General features: G+C 34.6%; 9 protein-coding genes, 2 tRNA genes and 3 rRNA genes. 8 read left to right on the top strand and 6 right to left on the bottom strand.

The window, feature by feature from the left end; translation table 11 throughout:
• Nucleotides 1-8 precede the first annotated feature (8 nt).
• The 8 genes from LOS86_RS04830 to LOS86_RS04795 all read left to right on the top strand — a co-directional run bounded on the left by LOS86_RS04830 (nt 9) and on the right by LOS86_RS04795 (nt 10691).
• Complete coding sequence (locus LOS86_RS04830) at nt 9-452, top strand: DUF4268 domain-containing protein (RefSeq protein WP_231843494.1); 444 nt, start codon at nt 9-11, stop codon at nt 450-452.
• Nucleotides 453-573: 121 nt separating this feature from the next.
• Nucleotides 574-1050, top strand: coding sequence for a peptide-methionine (R)-S-oxide reductase MsrB (msrB, locus tag LOS86_RS04825; RefSeq protein WP_231843493.1), 477 nt, complete (start codon nt 574-576; stop codon nt 1048-1050).
• Between the two features lie 216 nt (nt 1051-1266).
• Complete coding sequence (locus tag LOS86_RS04820; protein WP_231843492.1) at nt 1267-1755, top strand: DinB family protein; 489 nt, start codon at nt 1267-1269, stop codon at nt 1753-1755.
• Nucleotides 1743-2417 carry an NRDE family protein gene (locus LOS86_RS04815; RefSeq protein ID WP_231843491.1) on the top strand — a complete coding sequence of 225 codons (675 nt, stop codon included), beginning with the start codon at nt 1743-1745 and terminating at the stop codon, nt 2415-2417. The genes LOS86_RS04820 and LOS86_RS04815 overlap by 13 nt, the downstream gene beginning before the upstream one ends.
• Entirely contained in the window at nt 2414-3454 is a 1041-nt protein-coding gene (locus LOS86_RS04810) for a D-alanine--D-alanine ligase (protein ID WP_231843490.1), read from the top strand. The genes LOS86_RS04815 and LOS86_RS04810 overlap by 4 nt, the downstream gene beginning before the upstream one ends.
• 90 nt (nt 3455-3544) lie before the next feature.
• Nucleotides 3545-6808 (top strand): toxin-antitoxin system YwqK family antitoxin, encoded by a 3264-nt coding sequence (locus LOS86_RS04805; RefSeq protein ID WP_231843489.1) that lies wholly within the window; start codon nt 3545-3547, stop codon nt 6806-6808.
• Complete coding sequence (locus LOS86_RS04800; RefSeq protein ID WP_231843488.1) at nt 6783-8714, top strand: DUF3858 domain-containing protein; 1932 nt, start codon at nt 6783-6785, stop codon at nt 8712-8714. Before LOS86_RS04805 ends, LOS86_RS04800 begins: the two co-directional genes overlap by 26 nt.
• 9 nt (nt 8715-8723) lie before the next feature.
• A complete protein-coding gene (locus LOS86_RS04795) occupies nt 8724-10691 on the top strand; it encodes a DUF3857 domain-containing protein (protein WP_231843487.1) in 1968 nt (655 codons plus the stop codon).
• Nucleotides 10692-11465: 774 nt separating this feature from the next.
• Here the strand turns inward: LOS86_RS04795 and rrf are convergent.
• The 6 genes from rrf to LOS86_RS04765 form a co-directional block, all read right to left on the bottom strand.
• Nucleotides 11466-11575, bottom strand: a 5S ribosomal RNA gene (gene rrf / locus LOS86_RS04790).
• 159 nt (nt 11576-11734) lie between these two features.
• Nucleotides 11735-14615: ribosomal RNA gene (locus LOS86_RS04785) — 23S ribosomal RNA — on the bottom strand.
• Between the two features lie 134 nt (nt 14616-14749).
• Nucleotides 14750-14823: transfer RNA gene (locus LOS86_RS04780), tRNA-Ala, on the bottom strand.
• Between the two features lie 92 nt (nt 14824-14915).
• Nucleotides 14916-14989: transfer RNA gene (locus LOS86_RS04775), tRNA-Ile, on the bottom strand.
• A 91-nt stretch (nt 14990-15080) separates the two neighbouring features.
• Nucleotides 15081-16596, bottom strand: a 16S ribosomal RNA gene (locus LOS86_RS04770).
• Together the 16S, 23S and 5S rRNA genes with 2 tRNA genes alongside form the textbook arrangement of a ribosomal RNA operon.
• Nucleotides 16597-17620: 1024 nt before the next feature.
• Entirely contained in the window at nt 17621-18301 is a 681-nt protein-coding gene (locus LOS86_RS04765) for a DUF4294 domain-containing protein (protein WP_231843486.1), read from the bottom strand.
• Nucleotides 18302-18373 lie beyond the last annotated feature (72 nt).

The raw sequence follows: 18373 nt of genomic DNA, 5'->3' as shown, positions 1-18373 counted from the left end.
ACAAATCTATGTTTAGTAAAGAAGAAGCCTTACAAATAAAAAAGGATTTTTGGATTGCCTTTGCAAATGAATATCCTAGAAAATGGATGTTGTATAATACCAAAATAAAAGATGTAACATTTAAATTTAATGTAGACAATAAAAAAGCACAAGTATCGTTAGATATTGAACCTAAAGATGATGAAAAGCGTAAAATATATTTTGAAAAGGTAGAATCTTTGAAAACTATTCTCTTTGAAGACTACATGGATGATGCCATTTTTGAAAGAAACTATTATTTAGAAACCGGAAAAGTTATTAGCCGAATTTGGGTTGAAAAAACAGGAATAAGCATTAACAACAAAAATACATGGCCTGATATTTTTGAGTTTTTTTATGAAAAAATGGATGCTTTTGAACGCTTTTTCTATGAAAACGAAGATTACATTAAAGATTTAGAGATTAACACTTAATCTACTTTTTTGTTATTTAGTTAACATTTTATTAGAAAGCTAAACTTTAATTTTGACAAAAAATGTTTGCTAACCATTTGTCAATTAAATAATAATTTATTGGGCACTAAAAAATATAATTATGAAAAACTTAATTTTATTATTTATTGTAATTGTTTTTCAATCTTGTCAATCACAAACTAAAGAAAACAAACCTATGAACTCAAATTCTAAAAAAACGGATGCCGAATGGAAAGCAGAACTTACGCCTGAGCAATATGAAATTTTAAGAAACAAAGGAACCGAAAGAGCTTTTACAGGTGAATATTGGGACCATTTTGAAAAAGGGAAATACGTATGTGCAGGTTGTGGAAATGATCTATTTACATCAGACACCAAATTTGATTCGCATTGTGGTTGGCCTTCATTTGATAAAGCAATAAAAGGTTCGGTTGTTTTTAAACAAGATTTAAGCTACGGAATGGTTAGAACTGAAGTATTGTGTTCAAAATGTGATGGTCATTTAGGTCATATTTTTGACGACGGACCTAAAGAAACAACCGGACAACGATATTGTATGAATTCGGTTTCGATAAAATTTATTCCTGAAAAAAAGTAAATTAAAAACTCAAAAGAATCAATTTTAAAATAGTCAACAAAAACTATATTTTTCAGTTAGTTTAATTAAATTGAATACAAATTGTAAACAAAATGTCTGCTAATTGTTAATATAAAAGTTAAACATTAGCCATCGTAAACTATTTTTTATTTAAATTAGCATTAATATTAGCAACCTCTTTTCGGAATATCAAAATAACTTTAAAATTTTGAAGCTATGCTTATAATTTCTGTACAAAACAACATTAAAGAAAACATCGAGTTACTTCGACAACTTTCTCATGATGAATATCTTTTTCATAATGAAATTATAGGAAATGCATCAATAGGTGAACATATGCGCCATATTATTGAGCTATTAGGTGCTGTTGTAAAAAATTATGACAATGGCATAATTAGTTATGATAAAAGAGCACGAGATATAAATATTCAAACAAATAAAAAAGAGGCTATTAAAGTATTAGAAAGGTTTCAATTTCAATTAGATAAACCTAATAAAACTTTATATTTAGAACACCACTGTTCAAGTTCTACAAAAATAATTCAAACCAATTATTTTAGAGAATTATTATATAATTTAGAACACAGTATCCATCATCAAGCCCTAATTAAAGTAGCTTTACACCGTTTGCCTCACATTAAAGTTCCAGATTCTTTTGGAGTAGCTCCTTCTACTCTAGAATACCGATTGCAATGTGCACTGTAACCTTTATTCCAACACATAACGGCTGTATTATAACATCTAATCGCGATGAAAAAATCAATCGCGAAAAAGCAATTCCACCCCAAGAATATATAGTAAATGGAAGTAAAATTATATTTCCTAAAGACTCAAAAGCTGGTGGTACTTGGATAGCTCACAATGAGAATAAAATTATTATTTTGCTCAATGGAGCTAAAGAAAAGCACATAAAAAAAGAAAAATATCGTAAAAGTAGAGGTTTAATTGTATTAGAATTAATGTCCTCAAAACATACTTTAAGCTTTTGGGAATCAATTGATTTAACTAATATTGAACCTTTTACAATTGTTGTTTATGAAAACAAATCTTTATTTCAATTACAATGGAATGAAGTCATAAAAAGTAGTGAGCAATTTAATGAAAATGAAAATCATATTTGGTCGTCTTCTACCCTATATTCAAATGATATACGGGAACAAAGAAAAATGTGGTTTACTGATTTTTCAAAAAACAAACCTAATCCTACAGCAACTGAAATTTTAGACTTTCATCAATTTACCGAATCTGAAAATAAAGAATTTGGTCTTCAAATTAATCGCAATAACACTTTAAAAACGATTAGTATTACTCAATGTGTGGTTGAAAACAACGTTATCAAAATGCAATATTTGGATTTATTAAAATGAAAAAACTAAGTCTATTTTTTCATAAGCTTACTCATTGGGAATATTGGCCTTATCAAGTCGTTTATTTTCCGGTGTATTTTCAATATTTGTATTATGCAATAAGAACACAATCTTTTTTCTATTTCAATGCATCAAATCCTACTATTAAAAATGGAGGATTTTTCATGGAGTCTAAAAAAGAAATTTATGATTTAATTCCGCCTCAATATTACCCAAAAACACTTTTAATTCATCCTTCAGAAACTATAGAGTGTATTTTGGAAAAAATCAAAACAAGCGCAATTGATTTTCCACTTATAGCCAAACCTGACATTGGTTTAAGAGGAACTGCAGTAAAAAAAATTCATCATCCAGAAGAATTAAAAGAGTATCTCAATAAAGCAAAATTTGATGTTTTACTTCAGGATTTAATACCTTTTAAAAATGAAATCGGACTTTTTTATGTAAAACTACCTAACCAACCAGGAACAATTACAGGAATTGTGTCTAAAGAATTTATGATAATTAAAGGAAATGGAAAAAATACCATCCGTGAACTACTTCATAACGATAAAAGATACTTATTTCAATTAAATACTTTAGAAAAAGAATATAAAGAAAAATTAAATACGATTTTAAAAGATGGAGAAACGATAAATTTAGTTCCTTATGGCAATCATTGTCGAGGCACAAAATTTGTTGATGCTAGTAATGAAATTACGCAAGAAATGATCGAAAGTTTTAATCATATTTGTGCTCAAATTAAAGGATTTCACTTTGGACGTATGGACATTATGTTTCAATCTTTTGAAGATTTAGCGAAAGGAAAAAACTTTCAAATTGTTGAAATCAACGGAGCTATTAGCGAACCTACTCATATGTACGACCCTAAACACAGTTTATGGTTTGGATGGAAAGAATTAATGCGTCATTTTCACTACATGTATTTAATTAGTAAAAACAATCATAAAAATGGCGCCAAGTATTTAACTTTTAAAGAAGGTGTTAATGAATTTAAAAATCATCATAAACACTATAATTCTATTTTAGAATTTTAAGATTATTTAAATGTTAAAATCAGATATTTTTTAAGAAAATATAGACAAAAAAAAGAAATAAAATTTATATTTGAGAAAATTTATTTCTCAATGAAAAAACTATTCTTATCACTACTTATTATTGGAGCTTTTAATGGAAATGCTCAAAAAACAACCAAAGATTATTCGCAATATTATTCAACAGATTCCATTTTTAATGCTGCTTTAGAATATTATCAAAACGAAAAATTTGATAATGCTATAAACGAGTATAAAAAAATTGCAACTACAGATCCTAAATATCTAGCTGCACAATATGAAATTGCCTTAACTTTATTTACTGATGGTAAAAAAGAAGAATTGGCAAAATTTTTAGAATCTCTTTATACTAGTGGTAAAATGAAGGAATACCCCGCTTTTTATACACTTTATGGAACTTATTTTAGTGATGAAAAAGAATTTGAAAAATCAGAAAAAATATTCAATGAAGGCGCTCAGTATTTGAGCAATTCTTCAAATTTTTTATATAACCAAGCTATACTTTACATTAGAAAAGAAGACAATCAAAAAAGTGTCGATTTATTAAAAAAAGTAATCACCTTAAATCCAAATCTTGCATCCGGACATTATTTCTTAGGATTGCTAGCCTTTGAAAATGGCAACATTGTAGAAGGAAGTTTAGCAATGCTTAGTTATTTAGCTATTGCTCCTAACGGAAAATTTGCTCATGAAGCATTATCTAAATTAAATACAAAATTTGGAGAAAATTTTTTAACAAAAGGAAAACTTGTCTTTTCTAAAACAGGTGATAATTTTGATGAATTAGAATTAATTCTTAGAAACCAACTTCCATTAAGAAAAGCATATAAACTTAAAACTGATATTGATGATGTTGTGATGCGTCAAATGCAAGCGGTAATGGAATATAGTGTAGACCATAAAATGGGTAATGGATTTTTTGAAACCACATACTTGCCTTGGATAAAAGATGTTGTATCGAAAAATCAATTTGAAGGATTTAGTTATTATATGCTTTTAGGACTAGAAGAGCAACTTGGAAAAGAAATCACAAAACATAAAAAAGAGATAACCAATTTTTATGAAAAATATTATTTAGTTGATTTTTGGAACCAATTTGCAAAAAGAAATATAGAACATTATGGAAAAAATCAAGATGTTGTTATTTATTTAAATGATGGAAAACCTTTCATATATGGCCCTGTAATTAATGGTAAAAAAGAAGGTAAATTCAAACTTTTAGGAGATAATGGAAATATTGAAGGAGATCTAAACATTAAAAATGATGAGTTAGATGGTTTACAAACCTATTACGATGATAAAGGCAATATCGAAATCGAAAAAATGTACGCTAACGGCAAGTTAAATGGAGAGAAAAAAGAATATTATTCTAATGGAAATCTAAGTACTATAGAAATTTATAAAGATGATGTTTTACATGGTTTAAGCAGCACATATCATGTTAATGGTGGAAAAAATTGCGAACTTAATTTTACTAATGGAGAAAGAGATGGTGCTTTAACTTGCTATTATTCAAACGGAACAAAAAGTAGTGTAGTAACTTATGCTAATGACAAACTTAATGGTCCTTACATGCTGTATAATGAATTAGGAGATATTACAGTCGCAGCAAATTATAAAGATGGAGAACTAGACGGAAAATATACAGAATATTTTGATGGTAAAACTATCAAGGCAGAAGCTAATTATGTAAATGGCAAAGTAGTAGATAGTTATAAAAAATATTATTCTAACAATACAATTGAATTTGAAAGCATTTATGCTAATGGAAAAATAATCAAAACAACAAACTATTTCTTTAATGGTAAAATTTCATCTGAACTTGTATTTAATGACAAAGAAGAATTAGATAGTTACAGCTACTACAATCCAAAAGGGGAAAAATATTTTGAAGAAAAATATAAAGGTGGCGAATTAAAATATGGTTTACAATATTCATATAACAATCCTAAACCTGTTGAAGTAAATCTTACTAAAAAAGCATTTACCATATCTAGTATGGATAATAAAAAACAAATCTCTGGCTTTTTTGAAAAAGGGAAAAAAACAGGAGAATGGAATTACTATTTTACTAATGGAAACTTAAAAATCAAAGAAAATTTTGTTGATGGAAAACAATCAGGAATAAGTTATACCTATAATATTAGAGGAAAATTATCCACTATTTCTCACTACACAGATGACAATTTAAATGGAACTTACGAAATCTATGACAATGGCATTTTAAATGAAATTTCATATTATTCAAACGGTAGCCAAAACGGACCTTTTAAAACATTTTATGCAGATGGAGCTTTAAAAACCGAAGGTTTTATTGTTGATAATGATATTGATTTCACAAAAACAACATATAAACAATCTGGTGAAGTTTCTCAAATTTCTAAATTTATTGAAGGTGAAGTTGTACATACAGAAAGTTATGACAAATCTGGAAAAAAAGAATTTGAAATCAATTATAAAAATAATACCGGAAAAGTAAATTTAAGTTTAAGTAATGGCACTACAACACAAGAATTTGAATTAAAAAATGGTTATTATAACGGGAAATTTATAGCTAAAGATAAACTTGGAAATAAAATCTCAGAATTTCAGTATGTTAATGGACGAATCCACAACAACTATAAATATTATAGCCCTGTTGGAAGTTTAATGTTTGACAGAAACTACTATTGCGGTTTAATTAATGGAACCGACACACAATATGATTTAGTTGGTAACTTAAGAATAACAAGTGAATATTCTTTTGGAAATGAAAATGGTAAAACAATACGCTATTATCATAATAAAGCCAAAATGTTTGAATATTCAGAAATGGATGGATTAACAGATGGCGACTACATTTTTTATAATCAAAAAGGAGAACCTATCTTAAAAATATTTTATGAAAGTAATGCAGTTGTAGGCTATGCTATTTTAAGTAAAACTGGAGGTTTCTCTGAAAAAATCAATACACCTAATGAAAGTGCTGATATCGTTTCTAATTATCCAAATGGAAAAACTGCAATTACAATAAATATAGTAAAAGGTGTTCCTCATGGTAAACACACTATCTATAACCAAGATGGAAAAGTAGAATATGAAGCTAATTATAATGCAGGTGTCTTTGAAGGAGAACGTATAGAATATTACGCAAACGGTAAAATTTATAAAAAAGAACATTTACTAAACGGTGATTTTGAAGGAGTGCATACGTATTTTAAAGAAGACGGTAAACCATGGATTACTGCTAATTATAAAAATGACGAACTTCATGGCGACTTCCTAATTTATACAAATGGAGTGTTATCACTAACTAAAAAATTTGATTCAGATGAATTGGTCGAAATTGTTAAATAATAGTCGTATTTTATTATTACTAATTGGATTTGGTTTTTCAAGTACTGCACAAAATGGTCTTGAAGATTACAAAAAACAATTCCCAGATTTTAATGAAGTAGTTTTACTTGATTATCAAGGGTATGATATATTTATTGAAAATAAAAAAATAAAAATCATACAAAACACTTCATTTGAATCCATGATTTTATCTGAAAATGGAATTCATAACAATAAAGAATCTTTTACTTATTCTGAATTAGTAAAACTTATTGATTATGATGCTTACTCAGTGGTAAATATCAAAGGAAAAGAGAAAAAAATAAAAGTATCTCAAACTGCTGAAAAAAACTCAAGCAGTAGCTCGGTTTTCTTTGATGACATTAAAGAACGACAACTAATTTTTCCAAATTTAGAAACCGGTTCAAAAAAAGTGTATCACTATAAACGCGAATTTGTAGATCCTTTTTTACTTCATAAATACATGTTCATTGGTGGATTCCCTATCAAAAATGCCACTTTTGAAGTAAAAACAGATAAAAATATAAATATTGGATACAAGATTTTTAACGACCCTAATAACACTATCGAATTCGAAAAGAAAGAAGTAAAAGGGAAATTTGTTTACACCTGGACATTAAAAGATGTTAAGGCTTATAAATTTGAATCCAATAGCCCTGGAATATTACATTCTGCCCCTCACATTGATATTTATATAAAAGACTATACCATCAACAATACAAAAACTGAAGTATTAGATGATATAGATTTATTACATAAATATTACCAAGGTTTCGTTACAAATATCAATAAAAAAGAATGTATTGATTTAAAAAAAATAACAGAAGAAATCACTAAAGATAAAACGACTGAAGAAGAAAAAATCAAAAGCATTTTTTATTGGGTTAAAGACAATATTAAATATGTAGCTTTTGAAAATGGATACGAAGGATTTATCCCTAGAGAAGCTTCATTGGTTTTCGAAAGAAAATTTGGAGATTGTAAAGACATGGCTAACATTATTGTATCAATGGCAGCTTATGCAAATGTTAAGAATGTAAATCTTAGTTGGATAGGCACTAGAGAAATACCTTATTCTTACACAGAATTAGCTACACCAGCAGTGGATAATCATATGATTGCTTCCTATAAAAAAGGAGATGAATATATCTTTTTAGATGCAACAGATAGAGAAACGCGTTTTGGTTTACCTAGCTCCTTCATTCAAGGCAAAGAAGCATTAGTAAATAATGGTACAACTTATAATATTGTAAAAGTTCCTGTTGTATCTGCAATAAACAACAAAGTAGATGATATCGTAAAAATCAAAATTCAAAATGACAAATTGATTGGTAACGGTCGAATGGAATTTAATGGCTTCAACAGAAGTATGACTCTAATGCAAATTGGTGATGCTTCTGGAAAATCACGCTTTGAAATGATTAAAAGTCTAGTATTAAAAGGAAATAATAAGTTCAATTTAAATTCCTATACAGAAGAAAATATTGGGAATCGTGATTTGCCTTATTTCGTTAATTATGATTTTGAATTGGATAATTATTTAATCAAAGTAGATAAAGAAGTGTATCTTAATCCGTTTTTACACAAAATTTTTGAAAAAAACCCAATTCAAAAAGACAGAATAACAGGCTATGATTTTGAAATTATTTCATTTTTTAATTCCGAATACGAATATGAAATCCCTTCTAATTATAGTTTAAAATACATTCCTAAAGACTTTACTTTAGAAAACGAACTATTAAAAGTAGGAACAACTTACACAAAAGGAGATAATAAAATAACGGTTAAATATACATTTGAAGTAAAAAAACTAGTTATTGAACCAAATGATTTCCAATTGTGGGATGATAGTATCAAAAAAATGAAAAGCAATTATAGCGAAACTTTAATTTTAATCGAAAAATAAAACCATCAAATGAGAAAAATCCTTTCAAAATGTATTCTTGTTTTATTGTTGTGTCAGGTTAATTCTTTAATCGCACAAGAATATACATTTAAAAATTATAAGTGGGAGCAAAAACCAGAACCTTTTACTGCCCCAGAAGCTTATAAAAACGAAAATGAAATCATTGTTAGTAGAACCATTAAAATTGAAGTTGTAAACGACAAGAACGGTCCTAAACAATACTATTTATTACACGATAAAATTTTTATCAATTCTGATGATGCTATTGAAAAAAACAATAAAATTTACTTGCCATTTAGTTCTAATGAAAATGTAGTTAAAAACGAAGCTCGAGTAATATTAAAAAGTGGCAAAATAATATCATTGGATAAAAAAGATATAAAAGAGGAAGTAGATGAAGAACGTGGAATAAAATACAATTATTTTGCAATTAACGGATTAGAAAAAGGAGCATTGATTGAAAAAATATTCCTTTTAGAAGAAGCGCCAGAGTTAAATGGTAAAACATTTAGAATGCAGGATGACTTACCAATATTAAATATCGACTTCGAACTAATACATCCAAATCACTTAGTATTTAAAACTAAAGGTTACAACAATTTAGCTGAAGCTAATATTGATGACAAACGCTATGAAAATAAAATCTCTATTAGCGTAAAAGAAACCAATGTTCCAAAATTAGAAGACGATGAAAAATATTCGAATTGGAAAGCAAACATCAAACACTTCCGTTATAAATTAGACGAAAATCTATACAATGGTTCAAAGAATTTATATAATTATAAAGAGTTTGCTGCAAATGTATTTGAAAGATTTAATGCTGAGTTAGACAAAAAAAGTCAAAAATCAGTTGAAGATTTTTGTAAATCAATTCCTAAATCAAATAATTTACAAGAGCAAATTTGGAACATTGAAAACAAAGTAAAAAAAACAATTCCATACAACCGCTACTTTGATAAAAAAGAAAACCTTGCAGAAGTTATCAAAACGAAACAAGCTAATCAAACCGAAATTTTATCACTATATCTGGCAATTTTTAAACATTTCAAAATAGAAAATCAAATTGTATTTGCTTCAAATAGATATGATATTCCTTTTGATCCTGAATTTGAAAGTTATGAAAACTTAGACGAACTTTTGTTCTTCTTCCCTTCTATCAATAAATTCATGACACCAACAGAAATTGAATATAGAATACCTTTAATACCAAATATATTAGCAAATAACAACGGACTTTTCATCAAAGGAAAAGAATTTGCAGGAGTAAAAATGGGTATTGGAGAAGTTAACTTTATTCCAATTCCTGGAGTAGAAATTACACATGATGTAATGAACATTACAATCGATTTTACAAAAGACATTGAAAATCCTATTATTACAAACGAAATGTCATTTGGAGGTTATGCCGCATTAAATTTCCAACCTATAAAAGACTTTGCGCCAGCTGAACAATACAAAGAAATTTTAAAAAGCATTGCAGAAAATTATACACTACAAGAAGAATACACTTCTTTAACAACTGAAAATGATGGAACCGACTTTATTGGAAAAAAACCTTTTGTTTTAAAAGTTACTTTTGAAGGTAAAGATTTAGTTCAAAAAGCAGGCGATAACTATCTTTTCTCTGTTGGAAAAACGATAGGTTCTCAAATGGAGTTATATCAAGAAAATAAACGTATGATGCCCGTAGAAATTGATTATCCACATTCTTACTTACGTAAAATTAAAATCAAATTACCAAAAGGAGCTACGGTTAAAAACTTAGAAAAGTTTACAATGAATTACAAAACTGACATCAATGGTAAAACAGAAGCAGCCTTTGTAAGTGATTACAAGACCCAAGGCGATGAAATTATGATTGAAAATACAGAATACTATAATATAATTAATTATCCTTTAGAACACTTCGATTCATACAAAGCAGTCATCAACGCAGCTGCCGACTTTAATAAAATTGTTATTGTACTAAATCAATAGAAAATCTAATAAACTCTCAAAATCCGGCTTCATAAGAGTCGGATTTTTTTATGGCGTTACTCCGCTTAATCGAGTCGAGCTATCCGTACTCGCTTTACTTAAAATTTTAAAGAATTTTAAGTAAGAGCACAAACAATTACTCCACCCGAGCTTGCGAACTGACGAAATAATTCCTAACGCAGAATTGGTTTTCATTAGAACAATTATACTTTTCTCAGTCCATTAGTCACCATAAATTGGTAAAAATCACTCTTTAAAATATTCAAAAAACTTGATCGTGCTCGCAGATTCACAAGCGTGTTGCTCTCCTTATTGATTCATGAAGTAGAAAACCACTTTTGAATTATTTCTCCAGTCCTGTAGGGACTATATACTGGTAACAAAAACCTCATAAAGATTTTAAAAAAGCTAGAAGGCTTTAGCCTAACTAGCCAAGTACATTTGTTAGCAAACTATAACGTTAGCGATTCAAGTATATAAACCACAAAACCACCTTAATTAGATGGTTTTATATATTTAGAGTCCCATCGGGACGATCTATTGGTAACAAAAAACCCCTCATCGAATGATGAAGGGTTTTCAAAAGACTCGAGGACTATGTCCGACTGAGCGAAGCTAAAGGCGGCGACATACTCTCCTACATGACTGCAGTACCATCTGCACTGTCGTCTCGAAGTTTCGGGATTAACTTCTCTGTTCGATATCTTTAATTATTTTTTTTTTAAATTACATACAACAAAAAACCCCTCATCGAATGATGAAGGGTTTTCAAAAGAAAGGCGGCGACATACTCTCCCACATGACTGCAGTACCATCTGCGCTGTCGGGCTTAACTTCTCTGTTCGGAATGGGAAGAGGTGAGCCCCGACGCAATAACCACCTTAAGTTTTTAGTTAGTAGTTTCTAGTTTACAGTAGGGAGAAAACTCCAAACTCATAACTTTTAACTCCTAACTGCCACGCCATAGGCGGGCAAATATCTTAACATACTGAGATAAAAATAATTTAAAGAAAGTTTCGCTCCCCGCCTTAGCGGGGAGGCTTGTACATAAGCTTACGGGTTATTAGTACTACTCGACTATGACATTACTGCCTTTACATCTATAGCCTATCAACGTGGTCATCTTCCACGACCCTTAAAAGAAATCTCATCTTGTGGTGGGTTTCGCGCTTATATGCTTTCAGCGCTTATCCCTTCCCGACGTAGCTACTCTGCAGTGCTCCTGGCGGAACAACAGATACACCAGCGGTCAGTCCAATTCGGTCCTCTCGTACTAGAATCAGATCCACTCAAATTTCTAACGCCCACAGTAGATAGAGACCGAACTGTCTCACGACGTTCTGAACCCAGCTCGCGTGCCACTTTAATGGGCGAACAGCCCAACCCTTGGGACCTTCTCCAGCCCCAGGATGTGACGAGCCGACATCGAGGTGCCAAACCCCCCCGTCGATATGAGCTCTTGGGGGAGATCAGCCTGTTATCCCCGGCGTACCTTTTATCCTTTGAGCGATGGCCCTTCCATGCGGAACCACCGGATCACTATGCTCTACTTTCGTACCTGATCGACCTGTATGTCTCTCAGTCAAGCTCCCTTATGCCATTGCACTCTACGCACGGTTACCAAGCGTGCTGAGGGAACCTTTAGAAGCCTCCGTTACTCTTTTGGAGGCGACCACCCCAGTCAAACTACCCACCAAGCAATGTCCCCCGGTTTCGGGGTTAGGCCTCAGACAAGCAAAGGGTGGTATTTCAACAATGACTCCACAACGCCTAGCGACGCCACTTCACAGTCTCCCACCTATCCTACACATCACGTGTCCAAGGTCAATACTAAGCTATAGTAAAGGTGCACAGGGTCTTTTCGTCCCACTGCGGGTAAGCGGCATCTTCACCGCTACTACAATTTCACCGAGCTCATGGCTGAGACAGTGTCCAGATCGTTACACCATTCGTGCAGGTCGGAACTTACCCGACAAGGAATTTCGCTACCTTAGGACCGTTATAGTTACGGCCGCCGTTTACTTGGGCTTCATTTCAATGCTTCTCCGAAGATAACATCTCCACTTAACCTTCAAGCACCGGGCAGGTGTCAGGCCCTATACTTCATCTTACGATTTTGCAGAGCCCTGTGTTTTTGATAAACAGTCGCCTGGACCTCTTCACTGCGGCCAGCATTGCTGCTGGCGACCTTTCTCCCGAAGTTACAGGTCTATTTTGCCTAATTCCTTAGCCATGAATCTCTCGAGCACCTTAGGATTCTCTCCTCAACTACCTGTGTCGGTTTACGGTACGGGTACTTATAATCTGAAGTTTAGAAGATTTTCTTGGCAGCCTTTAGGTACACTATCTCGTTGTCCGAAGACTCTGAGTACTATCGCATTTCACCAGTCCCAGCGGATTTGCCTACCGGGCCTATAGCTAAGTGCTTTAACGAACTATTCCGTCAGTTCGCGGTACTTTCACCACTGCGTCTCTCCATCACAATTATAAGTAGTACGGGAATATTAACCCGTTGGCCATCGACTTCCCCTTTCGGGTGCGCCTTAGGACCCGACTAACCCGCAGCTGATTAGCATAGCTGCGGAAACCTTAGTTTTTCGGTGTGCGGGTTTCTCGCCCGCATTATCGTTACTTATGCCTACATTTTCTTTTCTAAACAGTCCAGCATGACTCACATCACACCTTCGACCCAGTTTAGAATGCTCCCCTACCACTTGTATTACTACAAATCCATAGCTTCGGTAGTATGCTTATGCCCGATTATTATCCATGCTCGTCCGCTCGACTAGTGAGCTGTTACGCACTCTTTAAATGAATGGCTGCTTCCAAGCCAACATCCTAGCTGTCTGGGCAGACAAACCTCGTTTTTTCAACTTAGCATACATTTGGGGACCTTAGCTGATGGTCTGGGTTCTTTCCCTCTCGGACATGGACCTTAGCACCCATGCCCTCACTGCTGGTAAACATTATATAGCATTCGGAGTTTGTCAGGAATTGGTAGGCGGTGAAGCCCCCGCATCCAATCAGTAGCTCTACCTCTATATAACTTATACCCAGCGCTGCACCTAAATGCATTTCGGGGAGTACGAGCTATTTCCGAGTTTGATTGGCCTTTCACCCCTACCCACAGGTCATCCGAAGACTTTTCAACGTCAACCGGTTCGGACCTCCACTATGTGTTACCACAGCTTCATCCTGCCCATGGGTAGATCACACGGTTTCGCGTCTACCATTACTGACTAAAGCGCCCTATTCAGACTCGCTTTCGCTACGGATCCATACCTGAAGTACTTATCCTTGCCAGCAACGGTAACTCGTAGGCTCATTATGCAAAAGGCACGCCGTCACCCCACGAAAGGGCTCCGACCGCTTGTAAGCGTATGGTTTCAGGATCTATTTCACTCCGTTATTCACGGTTCTTTTCACCTTTCCCTCACGGTACTGGTTCACTATCGGTCTCTCAGGAGTATTTAGCCTTAGCGGATGGTCCCGCCAAATTCACACAGGGTTTCACGTGCCCCGCGCTACTCAGGATACCACTATTCTTATCTTCTCTTACTCATACGGGACTATCACCCTCTCTGGTTAACCTTTCCAGGTTATTCCGATTCAATCCGCAAGAAATCTCGTGGTCCTACAACCCCAGCATTGCCATAACAACACTGGTTTGGGCTAATCCGCGTTCGCTCGCCACTACTTACGGAATCACTTTTGTTTTCTTCTCCTCCGCCTACTTAGATGTTTCAGTTCAGCGGGTTTGCTCACCTATCGGTGTACTATGTCTTCAACATAGTGGGTTGCCCCATTCGGATATCTACGGATCAATTCGTGTGTGCCAATCCCCGTAGCTTTTCGCAGCTTATCACGTCCTTCTTCGCCTCTGAGAGCCTAGGCATCCCCCATACGCCCTTATTTTGCTTATGTGCCGCCTATTTCTATTTGCATAAAAATAGGACTTTCTTTATAAATACGTGATAAATCACGCATCTACTGTACTTTCTACTTTTTAAATGTATTGTATCTCAATATGTCAATGAACTTTTTTCCTTTCGGAATCGTGGAGAATATCGGAGTCGAACCGATGACCTCCTGCGTGCAAGGCAGGCGCTCTAGCCAGCTGAGCTAATCCCCCGTTTTTTTAGTGTTCAGTTAACAGTTATCAGTTAACAGTACTTCAAACGGCTACTCAACCTCTAAAATTTCCTTTAAACAAACTTAAAAAAGTAGTCCCGGGCAGACTCGAACTGCCGACCCCTACATTATCAGTGTAGTACTCTAACCAGCTGAGCTACGAGACTCTGTTTTCTTTGCTTATTCTTATTTTTTAAATTAACAGCGAGAGTAATATTTCCCTTTCAACCAAAACCTTGCGGCTCAAATCTTCTCTAGAAAGGAGGTGTTCCAGCCGCACCTTCCGGTACGGCTACCTTGTTACGACTTAGCCCTAGTTACTAGTTTTACCCTAGGCAGCTCCTTGCGGTCACCGACTTCAGGCACCCCCAGCTTCCATGGCTTGACGGGCGGTGTGTACAAGGCCCGGGAACGTATTCACCGGATCATGGCTGATATCCGATTACTAGCGATTCCAGCTTCACGGAGTCGAGTTGCAGACTCCGATCCGAACTGAGATAGGTTTTGTAGATTCGCTCCTGCTCGCGCAGTGGCTGCTCTCTGTACCTACCATTGTAGCACGTGTGTGGCCCAGGACGTAAGGGCCGTGATGATTTGACGTCATCCCCACCTTCCTCACAGTTTACACTGGCAGTCTCGTTAGAGTTCCCGACATGACTCGCTGGCAACTAACGACAGGGGTTGCGCTCGTTATAGGACTTAACCTGACACCTCACGGCACGAGCTGACGACAACCATGCAGCACCTTGTAAATTGTCCGAAGAAAAAACTGTTTCCAGTCCTGTCAATCTACATTTAAGCCCTGGTAAGGTTCCTCGCGTATCATCGAATTAAACCACATGCTCCACCGCTTGTGCGGGCCCCCGTCAATTCCTTTGAGTTTCACACTTGCGTGCGTACTCCCCAGGTGGGATACTTATCACTTTCGCTTAGCCACTCAACTTGCGCCGAACAGCTAGTATCCATCGTTTACGGCGTGGACTACCAGGGTATCTAATCCTGTTCGCTCCCCACGCTTTCGTCCATCAGCGTCAATCCATTGTTAGTAACCTGCCTTCGCAATTGGTATTCCATGTAATATCTAAGCATTTCACCGCTACACTACATATTCTAGTTACTTCACAATAATTCAAGCCTTACAGTATCAATGGCAGTTCCATCGTTGAGCGATGGGCTTTCACCACTGACTTATAAGGCCGCCTACGGACCCTTTAAACCCAATGATTCCGGATAACGCTTGGATCCTCCGTATTACCGCGGCTGCTGGCACGGAGTTAGCCGATCCTTATTCCTACAGTACCGTCAAGCTCCCACACGTGGGAGGGTTTCTTCCTGTATAAAAGCAGTTTACAATCCATAGGACCGTCTTCCTGCACGCGGCATGGCTGGTTCAGTCTTGCGACCATTGACCAATATTCCTCACTGCTGCCTCCCGTAGGAGTCTGGTCCGTGTCTCAGTACCAGTGTGGGGGATCTCCCTCTCAGGACCCCTACCCATCATCGTCTTGGTAAGCCGTTACCTTACCAACTAACTAATGGGACGCATGCTCATCTTGTACCGTTGGAACTTTAATATAACCAACATGCGAAGGTTATATACTATGGGGCATTAATCCAAATTTCTCTGGGCTATTCCCCTGTACAAGGTAGATTGCATACGCGTTACGCACCCGTGCGCCGGTCTCAAAGGAGCAAGCTCCTTCTACCCCTCGACTTGCATGTGTTAGGCCTGCCGCTAGCGTTCATCCTGAGCCAGGATCAAACTCTTCATCGTATATTGTTCGTTAGTTAAACTAACATTGTTTTATTCGATTCAAGTCGCTAGGTTGTTTTCAATTTACTCGAAAAATCTTACTCTCTCTTATTTTCAAAATTACATCACTGTAATTTTGTGCTGTCAATTCAATATGTCTATGAACGTGTCATTCTTTGTTTTCGAGACAAGTTAGTAACTTGTCTTTACATCGCCACTGTTTCAGTTAGCGGGTGCAAAAGTACAACTCTTTTTTAATCTGGCAAGCTTTTTTGAAAAAATTTTTTGATTATTTTTTCCCGACCACTTACTCATTATTTTTAAGAACTTGTACGCCCCGATTCTTTCGTTTCGGGTCGGCAAAGATACTACCTTTACTTTTTATTATCCAAATCTTTTTTTAACTTTTTTTAAAAGTTTTTTTGATTTGTTTAATCTTCAGTTTGTATGTGAACTTCTGCTCTAATGCGGGTGCAAAAGTAGAAATCTTTTTTGTTCCCACAAGGCTTTTAGCTTCTTTTTTTGTTCTTTTTTTTATTGTTTTTCTTAACACGCTGATAACAAGGATTTAATATAGGAAAGTTTTTTACATCCCCCTACCCCCCTTCGAAGGGGGAATGCTTTCTAAGAAGGATTCGTTTATTTTGTTTTACACTATATATATGTATGGTTTCAGGTTTCAAGTTTCAGGTGTGGGCTTAACTGTGTTAAGCAATAGCCTACTTCGTAGGAGATTCCTACTTCGGCGAAATGACAGAACAAGGGCAAGAACAAGAACAAGTTCTATGGCAAGGATAATTATTTTCGCTTCGCTCAAATGTTAGCCTACTTGAGTAGGAGATTTCTCGTGAACTCGAAATGACATAATGGTTTTAAAAATGAAATAGTCTTCTGGAATACTATACGTCTTCTCTAGCCCCGATGGGAGTGGCATCCTTTTATAAACCTGACAGGTTTTTGAAAACCTGTCAGGTTTGTAAAAGATATAGCGGACAGCGGGACGAATAGTTTTATGGAATGCTGAATGGGTGCTTCTAAAAAAAAATTAATCTTTTGAAACTGGTTTTTGTAGTTTGATTTTATTAATCCAGTGTTCGTTTAATTTATCGAAGTCTATGGGCTTCTTGGGATCTTGCTTGGTGAGTTGGCCTTGATTGAAGGCGGCGTTTAAGATACCTTCTATATGATAGTCTTCTTTTACTTCAAATGGATTGTACTCGGTTTTGAGGTTGATGTCGAATAAATAGGCTGTGGAATTCGCCCAAAAGGCTTTCCATCCGCTTTTGTATTCTTTGATTAGATCGAAAGTAGTGCTTCCGGTTTGGCGGTAAATGAGTTTGACTAGGATTTGACCGTCTTTACGGGATAGCTTTTTTAAACGTGGTTCGAATTCTTCTTCTAAATACTTTTCTACGATTTTAAAGTATTTCTTTTTTTCGCGACTGGTCTTCAGTTTTGCCATGGTAGCGTTTAATTGCGTTAGCTTATCTGCCGTTAATTTGGCATACGGGTATACTTTAAAGATTCTTCTCTTTAATATTAACTTGGCTTTTTTGTCTTCATCACTGGCATAGACGTTATTTGGCGTGAAAATAATTTCTTTTAATTCAATGGAATATATAATAGACGAATCTTGAGCCGTCATTTGTAACGTATCGGTTTCGGTTTGGGCAAAAGAGAAAGTAGCGATGAACAAGAAAAAACTACTTAATAATAATTTGTACATGATGATTGATTTTAACTTTTTAACTCACTGCAAAAAGTAAACCAAAATTATTGAAATATTGTGAAACTCTAC

Origin of the sequence: Flavobacterium cyclinae (genome assembly GCF_021172145.1) — a bacterium.
In the GTDB taxonomy this organism is placed as follows: domain Bacteria; phylum Bacteroidota; class Bacteroidia; order Flavobacteriales; family Flavobacteriaceae; genus Flavobacterium; species Flavobacterium cyclinae.
This window is presented reverse-complemented; position numbering and strand designations above follow the sequence as displayed.